Source organism: Pseudomonas sp. GG8, from assembly GCF_052976945.1.
Genome location: NZ_JBRIIP010000001.1, coordinates 154230 through 169019, shown reverse-complemented (window position 1 = coordinate 169019; position 14790 = coordinate 154230). Strand labels below are relative to the sequence as shown.

At 58.7% G+C, this 14790-nt stretch carries 13 protein-coding genes and 1 pseudogene; 9 read left to right on the top strand and 5 right to left on the bottom strand.

Features of this window, described 5'->3' with window-relative positions; translation table 11 throughout:
- The first annotated feature begins 338 nt into the window (after window positions 1-338).
- Window positions 339-818, top strand: a complete 480-nt coding sequence (locus ACVBEG_RS00875; protein WP_219062658.1) for an Lrp/AsnC family transcriptional regulator — start codon at window positions 339-341, stop codon at window positions 816-818.
- Window positions 819-892: 74 nt separating this feature from the next.
- Window positions 893-1093, top strand: coding sequence for a DUF2788 domain-containing protein (locus ACVBEG_RS00870; protein WP_219062813.1), 201 nt, complete (start codon window positions 893-895; stop codon window positions 1091-1093).
- 30 nt (window positions 1094-1123) lie between these two features.
- Here ACVBEG_RS00870 and ACVBEG_RS00865 read toward each other — a convergent pair whose 3' ends face one another.
- From ACVBEG_RS00865 to ACVBEG_RS00850, 4 genes and pseudogenes are all read right to left on the bottom strand, one after another.
- Window positions 1124-1690 carry an rRNA large subunit pseudouridine synthase E gene (locus tag ACVBEG_RS00865; protein WP_322182879.1) on the bottom strand — a complete coding sequence of 189 codons (567 nt, stop codon included), beginning with the start codon at window positions 1688-1690 and terminating at the stop codon, window positions 1124-1126.
- A gap of 140 nt (window positions 1691-1830) precedes the next feature.
- Window positions 1831-3303 (bottom strand): AMP nucleosidase, encoded by a 1473-nt coding sequence (amn, locus tag ACVBEG_RS00860; RefSeq protein WP_407074619.1) that lies wholly within the window; start codon window positions 3301-3303, stop codon window positions 1831-1833.
- Window positions 3304-3404: 101 nt separating this feature from the next.
- A complete protein-coding gene (locus ACVBEG_RS00855; RefSeq protein ID WP_322182135.1) occupies window positions 3405-5054 on the bottom strand; it encodes an acyl-CoA dehydrogenase family protein in 1650 nt (549 codons plus the stop codon).
- Window positions 5055-5227: 173 nt separating this feature from the next.
- A pseudogene (locus ACVBEG_RS00850) lies at window positions 5228-7180 on the bottom strand (sensor histidine kinase); the annotation flags it as partial.
- A gap of 401 nt (window positions 7181-7581) precedes the next feature.
- On the opposite strand from ACVBEG_RS00850, the gene ACVBEG_RS00845 reads away from it, so the two are divergent.
- The 4 genes from ACVBEG_RS00845 (at window position 7582) to ACVBEG_RS00830 (ending at window position 11207) form a co-directional block, all read left to right on the top strand.
- Window positions 7582-8379, top strand: coding sequence for a hydroxymethylpyrimidine/phosphomethylpyrimidine kinase (locus ACVBEG_RS00845; protein ID WP_323569504.1), 798 nt, complete (start codon window positions 7582-7584; stop codon window positions 8377-8379).
- A 41-nt stretch (window positions 8380-8420) separates the two neighbouring features.
- A complete protein-coding gene (thiE, locus tag ACVBEG_RS00840) occupies window positions 8421-9047 on the top strand; it encodes a thiamine phosphate synthase (RefSeq protein ID WP_322182139.1) in 627 nt (208 codons plus the stop codon).
- A gap of 42 nt (window positions 9048-9089) precedes the next feature.
- Window positions 9090-10373 carry a glutamate-1-semialdehyde 2,1-aminomutase gene (hemL, locus tag ACVBEG_RS00835; protein WP_323569503.1) on the top strand — a complete coding sequence of 428 codons (1284 nt, stop codon included), beginning with the start codon at window positions 9090-9092 and terminating at the stop codon, window positions 10371-10373.
- A gap of 285 nt (window positions 10374-10658) precedes the next feature.
- Window positions 10659-11207 (top strand): tetratricopeptide repeat protein, encoded by a 549-nt coding sequence (locus ACVBEG_RS00830; protein ID WP_322218100.1) that lies wholly within the window; start codon window positions 10659-10661, stop codon window positions 11205-11207.
- 34 nt (window positions 11208-11241) lie between these two features.
- Here the strand turns inward: ACVBEG_RS00830 and ACVBEG_RS00825 are convergent, their stop codons facing one another.
- The gene (locus ACVBEG_RS00825; RefSeq protein ID WP_322182146.1) at window positions 11242-11568 is read right to left on the bottom strand and encodes a DUF1820 family protein; all 327 of its coding nucleotides are present in this window, start codon (window positions 11566-11568) and stop codon (window positions 11242-11244) included.
- 131 nt (window positions 11569-11699) lie between these two features.
- On the opposite strand from ACVBEG_RS00825, the gene miaB reads away from it, so the two are divergent.
- From miaB to ybeY, 3 genes are all read left to right on the top strand, one after another.
- Window positions 11700-13028 carry a tRNA (N6-isopentenyl adenosine(37)-C2)-methylthiotransferase MiaB gene (gene miaB / locus ACVBEG_RS00820; protein ID WP_322182148.1) on the top strand — a complete coding sequence of 443 codons (1329 nt, stop codon included), beginning with the start codon at window positions 11700-11702 and terminating at the stop codon, window positions 13026-13028.
- A 244-nt stretch (window positions 13029-13272) separates the two neighbouring features.
- Window positions 13273-14295 carry a PhoH family protein gene (locus tag ACVBEG_RS00815; protein WP_219062668.1) on the top strand — a complete coding sequence of 341 codons (1023 nt, stop codon included), beginning with the start codon at window positions 13273-13275 and terminating at the stop codon, window positions 14293-14295.
- Window positions 14288-14788: an rRNA maturation RNase YbeY gene (ybeY, locus tag ACVBEG_RS00810; protein ID WP_322182152.1), complete on the top strand. Its 501-nt coding sequence runs from the start codon at window positions 14288-14290 to the stop codon at window positions 14786-14788. Before ACVBEG_RS00815 ends, ybeY begins: the two co-directional genes overlap by 8 nt.
- Window positions 14789-14790 lie beyond the last annotated feature (2 nt).

The window sequence follows — 14790 nt, the reverse complement described above, 5'->3', positions numbered from 1 at the left end:
TTTTAGCTAAAGGTCGCGCACATAAAAAAAGGGAGCCAGTGATGGCCCCCTCCGGGAATTTCGTCCGTGCTCAACGCTTTTGGCGCTGGCTCACCTCACGCCGTCTTCTGGACAGTGTGTAGCCCGGGGGCCTGCCCAACCCTGTGGGGTTGGCGGCCGCGGCTGACCTGATTCGGAGAGCCGCGCTGGACGCTATGTCCGGGCAGTGATTCTGGTGTTAAGAATAGGCTTGAGGCAGCAGCAGAGGATTGCGAATATTGCTCAATAAAACATGACTTGCGCAATTTTTAACTTCAGATAGATAATTCAGCGCAATAGATATTATAAAGGGGCATTTAGTGAGCAAACTCGACAGATATGACCTGAACATATTGGCTGAGCTGCAACGTGACGCGCGCATCTCCAACCAAGAACTGGCCGAACGCATCGGCTTGTCGCCATCACCGTGCTCACGACGGGTCAAACAGCTGGAAGACGACGGCTATATTTCCCGCCAGGTTGCGCTGCTAGACCGCAAAAAGCTGGGCCTGAACCTGACCGCCTATGTGCTGATCGGCATGGATCGACACACGCCTGAGCGTTTCGAGCATTTCGAGCAGCAGATTCGCACCCTGCCTCAGGTACTCGAATGCAGTCTGGTGACCGGGATGGACGCTGACTATCAGCTGAAAGTCGTAGTGCCAGACATGGATCATTATCAGAAACTGCTGCTGGGCCATCTGACCCGTATCGACGGCGTCACCAGCGTGCGCTCGAGCTTTGTACTCAATCAGGTGCTGGCCAGTACGGAACTACCGTTGACGCACCTGCGCGGTTAAGCCTCACGCAGCGCCCCGGACTTTCCCGTATAATCGTCGCCCCATTGCCATCCGGTTGGAGATTAATGATGGATATCGATCCTGCGCTATTTGAAGAGTGGATGATGACGATCCTGGTCACCATCCTCGTCGGCTTCATGGGTTTCATCGTCTGGGATCTGGCGAAGAAGTCCAAGGCTGGCAAGTTCGGCACCTTTATTCTGTTCTTCGCACTCGGACTGGGTATCTTCGCCTTTGTGGTCAAAAGCGTTGTGATCGCGTTTATTGAAGCCTGACCGGACAGTCGATCAGCAACAAACCACGCCTCAGAGCGACGCCGGCACTTCCCGCCACTGCCCTTGATCCAGCCCTTCTATAGTCCAGTCGCCGATGCGCACGCGCACCAGCCGCAGGGTTGGCAAGCCGACTGCCGCAGTCATGCGCCGAACCTGACGGTTGCGACCTTCCTTGATCACCAACTCCAGCCAACTGGTCGGTATGCTCTGGCGAAAGCGCACCGGCGGATTGCGCGGCCAAAGCTCAGGCTCGTCCAACTGCCGCGCTTGTGCAGGCAAGGTCGGGCCATCGTTCAGTTCGACACCCTCACGCAAACGCTGCAACTGCTCAGCCGTTGGCTCGCCTTCGACCTGGACCCAGTAGGTCTTCGGCAGCTTGTGTTTGGGATCGGCAATACGCGCCTGTAGCTGACCGTCGTTGGTCAGCAGCAACAAGCCTTCGCTGTCACGGTCCAGTCGCCCAGCCGGGTACACGCCCGGGATCGCAATGAAGTCCTTGAGTGTCGCCCGCCCTTCTCCGTCGCTGAATTGCGTCAGCACATCAAACGGTTTGTTGAACAGGATCAGTTTGGGTTCGGCGGGCGGGGCTTTGGCCACGCGCCGGGTACTCCCTGAGTTGTTGGCGGCAGGACGGCGGGACACTGGGCGTTGGGTGCGGGACATGACGATTCAATATTCGAAAACAGAAAGGGCCACTTTAGTGGCCCTTTCTGTAAATGACTAACCTAACCGATCAATTAACGGAACGGCGGCTCATCGAAGCTGCGCAGTTTGCGTGAGTGCAGCGAGTTGAGTTCGGTGCGCAGCAGGTCCAGGGCGGCGATACCGATTTTCAAATGCTGACTGACCGCACGCTCGTAGAAAGCGTTGGCTGCACCCGGCAGTTTGATTTCACTGTGCAGCGGCTTGTCCGACACACACAGCAGCGTGCCGTAGGGCACCCGCAAGCGATAACCCTGGGCGGCAATCGTGCCGCTTTCCATGTCGACCGCAACCGCCCGTGAGAGGTTGATCAGCGGACGTTCCTGCGCCCAGCGCAATTCCCAATTGCGGTCGTCGTAGGTCAGCACGGTGCCGGTCCGCAAACGCTTCTTCAGTTCATCGCCGCGCTCGCCAGTGACTTGTGCTGCCGCTTCCTGCAACGCGACCTGCACTTCAGCCAGTGCCGGAATCGGGATATTCGGCGGCACGACCCGGTCGAGAATACCGTCGCGGCGCATATACGCATGAGCCAGCACGTAGTCGCCGATGGTTTGCGATTGGCGCAAGCCGCCGCAGTGACCGATCATCAACCAGCAATGCGGGCGCAGTACGGCCAAGTGGTCAGTGATGTTTTTCGCGTTGGACGGGCCGACGCCGATGTTGACCAGGGTTACGCCATGACCGTCGGTCGCTATCAAGTGATAGGCCGGCATCTGGTAGCGGTGCCAGACCACGCCCGCGACGATGGCCTGCGCCTCGCCGTGATCCATGCCTTTGTCGACAACCACGTTGCCTGGCAAGACCATGCGCACGAAGCGCGGGTCGTCGCGCAGTTTTTCCAGGCCATGGACGATGAACTGGTCGACATAGCGGTGGTAGTTGGTCAGCAGAATCCACGGCTGCACATGACGCCAGTCGCTGCCGGTGTAATGCACCAGTCGGCGCAGGGAAAAGTCCACCCGCGCGGCATCGAACAGCGCCAGGGGCAACGGGTCGGTGTTGGCCCAATCGTACAGACCGTCGGCAATACCATCGGTCGCAGCGGACAAGTCAGTGCTCGGGAATACCCGCGCCAGCGCTGCAGCAGTGACGCCGGAGCCGGCCAGTTCATCGCCCTGCTCGACCACGTACGGATAAGGAATGTTCTGCTCGCTGACGCCCACTTCCACCGTGATGGTGAAGTCGTTCATCAACGGCACCAATTGCTCGAGCAAATAGTTACGAAACGCCGACGGATGGGTCACGGTGACACTGTAGGTGCCCGGCAACTGGACCTTGGCGTAGGCCCGAGTCGTCAGTGGCACTTCGCCCTGGCACAGATACGTCAGGCGCAATTCCGGGTAGTGGAACAGTTCACGCTCAGCCGCATCCGGCTCGACCCGATCTTTGAGATAGCGCTTGAGCGCCTGACTCAGCGCCCTGGTTGCGCGCTCATGCAGTACAGCAAGCCGGTCCACGGCTTGCTCGGCGGTTTCAACGACAATAAAAGCTTCGGTCACGGTACGCATCCTGTCTGATCTTGCAGACTTGTATCTTGCCTGCATCGTCGGACTAAGGCACTAAGGGCTTTGATGGACAACACGCAAAACCCTGTAGCGGCTACGCTGGATCACCCCACCTGCGGCGACGACCTTGCCACCAGCGCCTCGACATCAATCCCTCGCGGCAACGTGCCATACACCCGGCCCGAGGCTGCCAGTCGACTGGCGATGAACCCGTCGCTGACGCTGGCATTGCCGGCTTCCAGCAAGAGCTTGGCTTGCAGCCCTATGGCGATGTCTTCAGTCAGTTGTCGTGCGCGGTACTGGATGTCAGCGGTGTCCTTGAACGCCGCTTTAAGGTGCTCGATGTGCGCAGCCAACCGTTTGTCGCCGTGGCCATCGCCCAGCTCGTCAAACAACGCATCCAGCACACCGGGTTCTTTGGACAGCGCACGCAGGACGTCCAGGCATTGCACATTGCCAGAGCCTTCCCACGTCGAGTTGACCGGCGCCTCACGGTACAGGCGCGGCAAAATGCTCTCTTCGACATAACCGGCACCGCCCATGCATTCGGCTGCTTCGTTGATCATTGCCGGGGCGCGCTTGCAGATCCAGTATTTGCCCACGGCCGTGACCAATCGGGCGAAGCGTCCTTCTTGCGAGTCTTGCAGATGGTCCAGCGCGCGCCCCATACGCATCGTCAACGCCAGCGCCGCTTCGCTTTCCAGCGCCAGATCGGCCAGGACGTTTTGCATCAACGGCTGCTCGCTGAGCACACGCCCGCCGACGCTGCGATGCGCGCAGTGATGTGCCGCCTGAGTCAGGGCCTGACGCATCAGGGCGCTAGAGCCGACCATGCAATCGAAACGGGTCATGGCCACCATCTCGATAATGGTCGGCACGCCGCGCCCTTCTTCACCGACCATCCAGGCGAGCGCGCCTCGGAACTCGACCTCGCTGGAGGCGTTGGACCAGTTGCCCAGTTTGTTCTTCAGGCGCTGGACGTAGAACTGGTTACGACTGTCGTCAGGACGATGGCGCGGCAGCAAGAAGCAGGTCAGTCCTTTATCGGTCTGTGCCAATGTCAGAAACGCATCGCACATCGGCGCCGAACAGAACCACTTATGCCCAACCAACTCATACGCCTGGCCCGGCCCAGTCACACCGACCGGATAAGCCCGCGTGGTGTTGGCGCGCACGTCGGTGCCACCCTGTTTCTCGGTCATCGCCATGCCGATAGTCACACCCGCCTTGTGGCTGATGCCTACATTGCGTGGGTCATATTCGGTGGCAAGGATTTTTGGCAACCAGATCTCAGCCAGATCAGGCTGGATTTTCAGCGCTGGCACACTGGCAAACGTCATGGTCAACGGACAACCACTGCCAGCTTCAGCCTGACTGTGCAGGTAGCTCATGGCCGCACGTGCGACGTGGGCCCCTGGTTGCGGATCAGTCCAGGGCAGAGACGGCAATCCATGCTCGACCGCCGTGCGCATCAGTTCGTGATAAGCCGGATGAAACTCCACCAGATCGATGCGATGCCCGTAGCGGTCATGACTGACGAACACCGGCTTGTTCTGATTGGCAAGGAACCCGGCCGCCATCAACGGCCCCCCGGCCAGCGCGCCGTAGGTGTCGATCCTCGACTGCGCCCAACCGGCATCGTAACGCTGCGACCACTCTTGCAGGGGCAGGTCGATGCGGTACAAATTGATGCCGTCCAGTGAAGGCGGCTGGTTGGTGACCTCATGGGTCTCGGCGAACTGATGCAGGTTCATTCCTGAGCGCTCCTGTCTTCGCGGACGTGCCAAAGGACACGCCCATGAAACTCAGTGAATCACGCACACAACCCTATAAAAAGTGACATATCCGACTAAATGCCGGCGCTTTCACCCTGTAATTCATCTCAACTTGCTCACCACTGGCCGTGAATAACTGCTGATCCGCACTGCGGCGCCTCTACTTCGCGCTGAAGTTCAACCCGGAGCCTGAAGCAGCTGCCCCGCCCCGGCTCGGACTCATGACTCAAACGGCCGCCCATCCGCTCGACCAATTGCCGGCAGATCGCCAGGCCAATGCCCAAGCCACCGTATTCGCGGGTTATGGAGCCATCGACTTGGAAAAAAGTCTGATACAAGGTCGCCTCATCCAGCCGATGAAAACCAATGCCGGTGTCGATCACTTCAATCAACAAGCTCAGGGTTGCCACATCGTCAGACTGACCCGTCACCCGAACCATGATCGCCCCAGTCTTGGTGAATTTTATCGCGTTATCCAGCAGGCACCCGACGCATTGCTGCAATTTGCCGACATCGCCGAGCACGTTATCAGGCAGCTGCTCATCCAGTTCAATGGCGAAATCCAGGTGCCTATCCTCTGCCAGGCTGGCGTACTGGCCATGCACGCTGGAGAGCAATTGACGCAAACTGAAGGGGCTATTTACCGCGCAAAGCCTGCCGGCCTGCAATTCAGTCAACGTCAAAATCCCATTGATCATACCCATCATGTCTTGGGCAGAGTCGGCAGCGGTCTGTTGATAGAACGTCAGTTCGCTGTCCATCGGTACCGTTTGCATCAATTCCAACGAACCGATCACCCCATTCATTGGCGTACGCAGCTCATGGGTGAGCGTGGCAAGAAACTCGTCCTTCAACCGGTTACTGGTGGCCAACTGCTGATTCAAACGTTCAAGGCTTTGCCCCGCTTCAAAGAGGGTCTGCGCCTGTTGATCCCGCATCATGTTGATTCGGTCAGCCAAGGCCAGCGACAGCAGCGCCACTTCCAGTACCGAGCCGATCTGACTGGAATACATGGTCAGGAAGTTATTGGGCAAATAGCCGAGCAGCATGAACGCATTGATCAGGCCTCCGGTGAGAAACACCGACCAGGCAATGACGAAGTAGCGCGCAACACGCAACCCGTGCAGCCAGGCAGTGATGCCGGTGGCGACCATCACCAGGGTAAACAGCAGCACCAATGCCGTTGCCAGTCGCAGCGCCAAACCGTAGCCGGTAGCCACCGCCAGGACCATGACCACCGAGGCAAAAGCTATCATCAACACGAGCAAGCGATCAAGCCAGCGGCCCCAGACGGGCGTCTGTAAAAAGTGCCGAGAGAACTGACTGGCGAATAACACCGACGCGCCCACCAGAAACGGGGTTGCCGCATTCGCCCACCACGGATTGTTCGGCCACAAGAACTCGATGCCCGCGCCATTCACCGAAATCTGATACAGCCCGAACGAGGCGATATAAAGGATGTAGTACAGGTAACTGGTGTCGCGCACGCTGAGGTAGATGAACAGGTTGTAGACCAACATCCCCAGCAACATGCCGTAAATCAGACCCAACACATAGATGCGCGCAGGTTGCGCTGCGATATAGGCGTGGCTGGACCAGAGGGCGAGTGGCGCCTGGATCGAGCCTTGGCTGGTCAGGCGCAGGTACACCGTCTGCACTTGATTGGCCGGCAGGTCGAGTGCAAAGAGGTAGTTATTCTGTTCAATCTGGCGACTGGAGAAAGGCAGCATATCCCCAGTCTGCCAAGCCACCCGAAAGCGACCGGAAGCGTCGGCGGTGAAGAGGTCGACGTGGTCCATGGGTGGATAGGCCAGCTCCAGCAGCCAATCCCGCTGAACGTCTGGACGTTTGGGGCGAAACTGCAGGTCCAGCTTCAGCCAGAACGCCGAACGTGAATAGCCCGCATTGAGGGTGTCGGCATCCAGCCCACGAAAGAGCGCAGCCGTGGCCGGAGCGCTGACCTCATCGATGGTCGCCTCGCCCGTTACATCTTCGAACACCTGCACCGCCCGCCCTAAAGGCAAGGTACCGGTATCCTCGTCAAACTCGATGGCGCTGGCAAAAAGAGGCACCCAGGCGACCAGCATTATCAGCAAATAGCGCATACAACCCCAGCATGGCCTGTCCGGCTGATCGCAAAGCCCCCTCTCCCTGTGAGACACCGTCAACCTGCAGGTCCTGTTATTAGTATTGAACACGTCAAGGCACGGCTTCATACCCGCGGTCCATTGTGCGTGAGACGGTGTTTTTTGCAAATGTGCTTAGTCGTCCGCAACTGAAGGCACTGTTGCCTCGGTGAGGCTGGCGTGAGCATAGCGGTGAATGACCATGAGGCACCACTCTTTTAATTAAACGAAAGGCTCTATTCCGGGCCTTTCAGGAGAATACGCGCGCAACCGTCGACGTATTCGAGCCATTCAAACAAGCGACGGTCCGGTTCAGCTGTATGAAAAATCCGACACCGGCTAGCGGCTCCGGAAAAAGTTTGGTGGTAAGCTCGCGCACCATGAATACCTATAGCTCCCGCCCCGTTGTCCTCTGTCTCTCCGGCCACGATCCTAGTGGTGGTGCCGGCCTGCAGGCAGATATCGAAGCCCTTCTCGCTCAAGGCTGCCATGCCGCACCGGCAATCACCGCCCTGACCGTGCAAGACACCGTCAATGTCAGCGATTTCCGGGTCCTGGACCGCGAGTGGGTGTTGGCACAAGCCAACGCCGTGCTCAACGACTCGACCGTGGCCGCCGTCAAGCTGGGCATGCTCGGCTCGCTGGAGATGGTCGACACCGTTGTCGAACTGCTCCTGGCGCATCCGCATTTACCCCTGGTCTGCGACCCGGTGCTGCGTGCCGGCGGTGGCGGTCGTCTGGGCAAGGACGAAGTCGGTTACGCCATGCGCGAACGACTGCTGCCACTGGCCACCATCGCGACCCCAAACTTGCCTGAAGCGCGCATCCTTGCCGAACTGCCCGAAGGCACCGCCGATGAATGCGCGGAAAAGCTTCTGCCCTTTTGCCAGCACCTGCTGATCACTGGCGGTCACGGTGACGAAGAACTTATCCACAACCGCCTGTACATCCGCAACGGCGAAACCCGTACGTTCACCTGCCAACGCCTGCCCGGCAGCTACCACGGTTCTGGCTGCACATTGGCCAGTGCACTGGCCGGACGCCTGGCATTGGGGGAACATCTGGTGAGCGCCGTGCAAACGGCGCTCACCTATACTTGGCGTACGTTGCGCGATGCCGAGCAGTTGGGCAAAGGCCAATACGTGCCGCGACGTCTGCCCCTTGATTTCTGCTCGTAAGACCCTGTTTGCCCGTAATGCCGCGCCATGAGGTTTGACCGATGAAACTACGTGGCTTGTACGCCATTACCGACAGCCAACTGCTGGCTGGCAAGTTCCTGTCTTACGTCGAGGCCGCCCTTGAGGGCGGCGTCACTCTGTTGCAGTACCGCGACAAAAGCACCGACGAAACCCGTCGTTTGCGCGAAGCCGACACCCTGCTCAGGCTGTGCGAGCGCTACAACACCAAACTCATCATCAACGATGATGCCGAGCTGGCTGCGCGCCTCGGCGTCGGCGTGCATTTGGGCCAGACTGACGGCTCGATGCCGGTTGCACGTGCCCTGTTACGGCACAAAGCGATCATCGGCGCGACCTGCCATGGCCAACTGGAGCTGGCTGAAAAAGCCAAAGCCGACGGCGCCAGCTACGTCGCGTTCGGGCGTTTCTTCAATTCCAACACCAAACCCGGCGCGCCCACTGCAACCCTTGATCTGCTGGACCAGGCTCGCGCCCGCCTCCATCTGCCGATTGCGGTCATTGGCGGAATCACCCTGGAGAATGCCGCGCCACTGGTGGCCCACGGTGCCGACCTGCTGGCGGTGGTCCACGGCCTGTTCGGCGCGGACAACACCCAGGAAGTCACCCGACGCGCCCGCGCATTCAACGCTTTGTTCAAAACCGCCTGACGCCGATTCAGACCTTTTTCCGATTCAAATAGAGACCCGACCATGTCCCGTTCTGAAATCCTGTTCGCCAACGCCCAAAAACACATCCCTGGCGGTGTCAACTCGCCGGTTCGTGCCTTCAAAAGCGTGGGCGGCACGCCGTTGTTCTTCAAGCACGCTGTCGGCGCCTACGTGACCGACGAAGACGATAAGCGTTATGTAGATTACGTCGGCTCCTGGGGCCCGATGATTCTCGGCCACAGCCACCCGGACGTGCTTGATGCCGTGCGCAAGCAACTGGAACACGGCTTGTCCTACGGTGCCCCAACGGCCATGGAAACCGAGATGGCCGATCTGGTCTGCGCCATCGTGCCGTCGATGGAAATGGTGCGCATGGTCAGCTCCGGCACCGAAGCGACCATGAGCGCGATTCGTCTGGCCCGAGGTTTCACTGGCCGCGACAGCATCATCAAATTTGAAGGCTGTTACCACGGTCACTCCGACAGCCTGCTGGTCAAGGCCGGCTCCGGCGCGCTGACCCAAGGCGTTCCAAGCTCGGCGGGCGTCCCCGCTGCGTTCGCCAAACACACGCTGACCGCCCCCTTCAACGATATCGACGCAGTCGAGCAACTGCTCAACGAAGTCGGCCAGGAAGTGGCGTGCATCATCGTCGAGCCGGTCGCCGGCAACATGAACTGCGTACCGCCAGCGCCGGGTTTCCTCGAAGGCTTGCGCAGGCTCTGCGACAAACATGGCGTGGTCCTGATTTTCGACGAAGTGATGACCGGGTTCCGTGTTGCACTGGGCGGCGCGCAAGCGTTTTACGGCGTGAAGCCGGACCTGAGCACCTTCGGCAAGATCATCGGTGGCGGTATGCCGGTCGGCTGTTTTGGCGGCAAACGCGAAATCATGTCGCACATCGCGCCGCTGGGCCCGGTCTATCAGGCGGGCACTCTGTCAGGCAACCCGCTGGCCATGGCTGCAGGTCTGGCGACTTTGCGCCTGATCAGCCGTCCAGGCTTCCATGACGAACTCAGCAGCTTCACCAGCCGCCTGCTCGATGGCCTGCAACAACGCGCCGACGCTGCAGGCATTCCGTTCGTGACCACTCAGGCGGGCGGCATGTTTGGCCTGTACTTCAGCGGTGCTGACGACATCGTCACCTTCAAGGACGTGATGACCAGCGATGCCGAGCGCTTCAAGCGCTTCTTCCACCTGATGCTCGAAGGCGGTGTATACCTGGCACCGAGCGCATTCGAGGCCGGCTTCACCTCCATCGCCCACGGCGACACTGAACTGCAACTGACCCTAGATGCTGCTGAAAAAGCGTTTGCCGCATTGAAATAAGCCTCAGCCAATCTCCTGTAGGAGCTGCCAAAACGCGGTTTTCTGGAAGAATCTTAATACCGGTTTTCGACCGTTTCACGGTCGATCGCGGGCAAGCGCGCTCCTACAAGGGGATTTATGGGGGTTTGATCGGCCTTTTCCCTCGCAAAATCAGGCACATCAAGCCCGCGCAGCAGAAAAGCTGTAAAGACTTTGTAAGGTTGGCCCTGCTTATTTCATAATGTGCCGCCAGCACGTTCCGCTGGACGGGTACGCCCGCACCTTTTCAGAGGCAAGTCGATTCCCATGAACCGCACCGGCCGGGCCCTTGCTTTGGGCTGCCTGTTGCTTCTTCATCCCCTGCTGGCGAATGCAGGCGGCAACTCGTTGTTAATCCCAGCGGTGGGTCGTTGCACCCTCAATACCCAGCCAGATAATCTGCCTGAGGCGTTGGCGGCATGCCAAAAAGCTGCGCAAGCCGGGGATGCACAAGCACAATTCGAGTTGGGCGAGTTTTACTACGACGGCAAAAACGCACCGCGTGATCTCACCCAGGCACTGAACTACTTTGAGCAGGCCTCGCTGCAAGGCCATGCCCAGGCGCAATACCGGCTGGGTTTGATGTTTTATCGGGGCGAAGGCGTACAAGCCAATAACATTCAGGCTTATATCGTGCTGAAGATGGCGGCGGTCAATGGTGCCGAGGACGCGCTGGATACGGCCGATGAAGTATCTGCACAGATGCAGCGCGATGAGCTCGAAATCGCAACCCAGGTACTGGGACAGATTTTCCGCAATTACCTGCTGGAGTTGCAATCAGCGGAAGGTCGTACGCCGTTCGCGCCATTGCCCTGAGTCACTGATTCAATCTTGAACCCTGAACCGCCTCTTACTTGTCCGGCATCGGCATCGGGAACGGCATTACATTGCTGGTGCCCCGGGCCTCGCTGATCTTCGCCGTGCCCATGCGCTCGACCTCATCAATGCGCACAATCGAATGCATCGGCACGAAACTGCGCACCACACCTTCGAACTGAGCCTTGAGTTTCTCTTCGCTCGGGTCCACGACCACGGTCGTGCGCTCGCCAAAGACGAACTCTTCCACCTCCAGAAAACCCCACAAATCGCTTTGATAGATTTGCTTGGCGTACATTTCGAACACCTGGCCCTGGTTGAGGAAAATCACCTTGTAAATTGGAGCATCACGTTTGGTCATAACGGCAGGTAACAATCGGGGGATATAAAAGAGGGCGCAAACTATAGCATGTCCACTGGACAGGCAACGCTAGGAACCGAAGGCCGGCGCCACTATAATGTGCGGTTCTTCGAATCACCTGATGATCACGCATGGCCAAGAAGCTTTATATCGAAACCCACGGTTGCCAAATGAACGAGTACGACAGCTCGCGCATGGTCGATCTGCTGGGCGAACATCAAGCCCTGGAAGTCACTGCTCGCGCAGAAGATGCCGACGTCATCCTGCTCAATACCTGCTCGATCCGCGAACGTGCCCAGGACCGGGTTTACTCCCAGCTAGGCCGTTGGCGCGAACTGAAACTGGCCAAACCGGACATGGTGATCGCCGTCGGCGGTTGCGTGGCCAGCCAGGAAGGCGCAGCGATTCGTGATCGCGCGCCCTACGTGGATGTGGTCTTCGGCCCACAGACCCTGCACCGTTTGCCGGAAATGATCGACGCCGCGCGCACCACACGCCTGCCTCAGGTCGATGTGTCGTTCCCGGAAATCGAAAAATTCGACCACCTGCCCGAGCCTCGCGTCGATGGACCGAGTGCCTATGTGTCGGTAATGGAAGGTTGCAGCAAATACTGCACCTTCTGCGTGGTGCCCTACACCCGAGGCGAAGAAGTCAGCCGTCCGTTCGATGGGGTTGTTGCCGAAGTCATGCACCTGGCCGAAAACGGCGTGCGAGAAGTGACGCTTCTGGGGCAGAACGTCAACGGCTATCGTGGCGCGATGCACGACGGGCGCGTGGCCGATCTGGCCGAGTTGATCCGAGTGGTCGCGGCAATCGACGGCATCGACCGTATTCGCTACACCACCTCGCACCCGCTGGAATTTTCCGACAGCCTGATCCTGGCCCACGCTGAAGTGCCCGAGCTGGTCAAACACCTGCACTTGCCGGTGCAATCGGGCTCCGACAGGATTTTGTCGGCGATGAAGCGCAATCACACCACCCTCGAATACAAATCCAAGCTGCGCAAATTGCGGGCCGCGGTACCGGGCATCAGCATCAGTTCGGACTTCATCGTCGGCTTCCCTGGCGAGACCGAAAAAGATTTCGAGCAGACCATGAAGCTGATCGAAGACGTGGGTTTCGACTTTTCGTTTTCCTTCGTCTACAGCCCACGACCGGGTACGCCTGCGGCCGACTTGAAAGATGAAACCCCTGAAACGCTGAAAAAACAGCGCCTGGCAGCCTTGCAGCATCGCCTGAATCAGCAGGGTTTCGAGATCAGCCGACAGATGGTGGGCAGTACTCAGCGAATCCTGGTGACCGATTACTCGAAAAAAGACCCTGGCGAGTTGCAGGGTCGCACCGAGAATAATCGAATCGTCAACTTCCGCTGCGACAATCCCAAGCTGATCGGTCAGTTCGCCGACGTCTATATCGACGACGCACAGCCGCACTCGCTACGGGGGTCATTGTTGCAATAAGCCGACGCACACAACTTTGTAGGCGCTGGCTTGCCTGCGACAAGGTCGGTACGACCTTCCGGCGGTGGTGAGTTCAACGAATCTGCGACTGCTTCGCAGCTGATCGCGGGCAAGCCCGGTCCTATAGTTTTGCGGTGCGCGTTAATCGACCCAACCACCATTAGTAAGTCAGAGCTTTCGTACCTAAGTGAGTGGGGTTATCCTTGATCCCATCTCCATTGCCATAGGGCGGCTAAAAACGACCTTGAACGCACCCATAGCACCTCATCGTTTCATCCTCGAACCTTTTGAGGCCCATCGCTTCGCAAATCTGTGCGGGCAGCTCGACGAGCATTTGCGCTTGATCGAACAACGCCTGGATATCGAAATCCGCAATCGCGGTAATCAATTCGAATTGATTGGCGAACTTAAACACACCACTTCTGCCGAAAACCTGCTGCGCCGTCTGTACCGGGAAACCCAAGGTACGGATCTGTCGCCAGACATGGTTCACCTGTTCCTCCAGGAATCGGGCGTAGACGAACTGGACAACCACCCTGCTGCCGAAGTCGGCGTAGCCTTGCGCACGAAAAAGGGCATGATTCGCCCGCGCGGCTTGAATCAGCAGCGTTACGTCAAAGAGATTCTGAGCAACGACATCAACTTCGGCATCGGCCCTGCAGGTACAGGCAAGACTTATCTTGCGGTTGCCTGCGCGGTGGACGCACTGGAGCGCGAGCAGATTCGACGCATCCTGCTGGTGCGCCCGGCGGTCGAAGCGGGCGAAAAGCTCGGCTTCCTGCCCGGCGATCTGGCACAGAAAATCGACCCGTACCTGCGCCCGTTGTATGACGCGCTGTATGAAATGCTCGGCTTCGAATACGTCGCCAAGCTGATCGAACGTCAGGTGATCGAAGTTGCGCCGCTGGCCTACATGCGCGGTCGCACGCTCAATAACTGCTTCATCATTCTCGACGAAAGCCAGAACACCACCGTCGAACAGATGAAGATGTTCCTGACCCGCATCGGCTTCGGCTCCACGGCCGTCATCACCGGCGACATCACTCAGGTCGACTTGCCCAAGGGCACCAAGTCGGGTCTGAACCATGTCATCGATGTGTTGAAAGACGTGCCGGGCATCAGCTTCACCCACTTCAAGCCCAAGGATGTGGTACGCCACCCATTGGTGCAGCGCATTGTCGAGGCCTATGAGCGCTTCGAAGATCGCTTCAGCGACGAGCCGCCGGCCAGAGCCTCCTCCAACAGGGACAACCGCCGCGATGCTTGAGCTGGACCTGCAACTTGCCAGTGAAGCGCCTGCCCCTAACGAAAACCAGTTCCGCCAATGGTGTGAACTGGCATTACGTCAACGCAGCGCTGATTCGGAGCTGACCATTCGCCTGGTCGACGAAGCCGAAGGCCGCGAACTCAATCACACCTGGCGCCACAAGGACTACGCGACCAACGTGTTGTCCTTTCCCGCCGATGTGCCTGACGAGTTCCTGGATATTCCGCTGCTCGGCGATCTGGTGATTTGTGTACCTGTGGTGGTTCGCGAAGCGGCCGAACAGGGCAAGACACTCGACGCCCACTGGGCGCATCTCGTCATTCACGGCTGCCTGCATCTGCTGGGTTACGACCACATAGACGATGCCGAAGCCGAAGAAATGGAAGCACTGGAACGAACGTTGCTTGAGGAACTGGGCTACCCCGATCCTTACGCCGACGACGAAACCACTGACCATCATCATCCAGAGACAACCAGCAAGGACCACGAGTAAGG

Bases quoted from the DNA above. Each gene is read 5' to 3' on its own strand.
- amn (WP_407074619.1), bottom strand. From the start codon at position 3,303: ATGCGTACCGTGACCGAAGCTTTTATTGTCGTTGAAACCGCCGAGCAA.
- ACVBEG_RS00855 (WP_322182135.1), bottom strand. From the start codon at position 5,054: ATGAACCTGCATCAGTTCGCCGAGACCCATGAGGTCACCAACCAGCCG.
- ACVBEG_RS00845 (WP_323569504.1), top strand. From the start codon at position 7,582: ATGAATACCTATAGCTCCCGCCCCGTTGTCCTCTGTCTCTCCGGCCAC.
- thiE (WP_322182139.1), top strand. From the start codon at position 8,421: ATGAAACTACGTGGCTTGTACGCCATTACCGACAGCCAACTGCTGGCT.
- hemL (WP_323569503.1), top strand. From the start codon at position 9,090: ATGTCCCGTTCTGAAATCCTGTTCGCCAACGCCCAAAAACACATCCCT.
- ACVBEG_RS00830 (WP_322218100.1), top strand. From the start codon at position 10,659: ATGAACCGCACCGGCCGGGCCCTTGCTTTGGGCTGCCTGTTGCTTCTT.
- ACVBEG_RS00825 (WP_322182146.1), bottom strand. From the start codon at position 11,568: ATGACCAAACGTGATGCTCCAATTTACAAGGTGATTTTCCTCAACCAG.
- miaB (WP_322182148.1), top strand. From the start codon at position 11,700: ATGGCCAAGAAGCTTTATATCGAAACCCACGGTTGCCAAATGAACGAG.
- ybeY (WP_322182152.1), top strand. From the start codon at position 14,288: ATGCTTGAGCTGGACCTGCAACTTGCCAGTGAAGCGCCTGCCCCTAAC.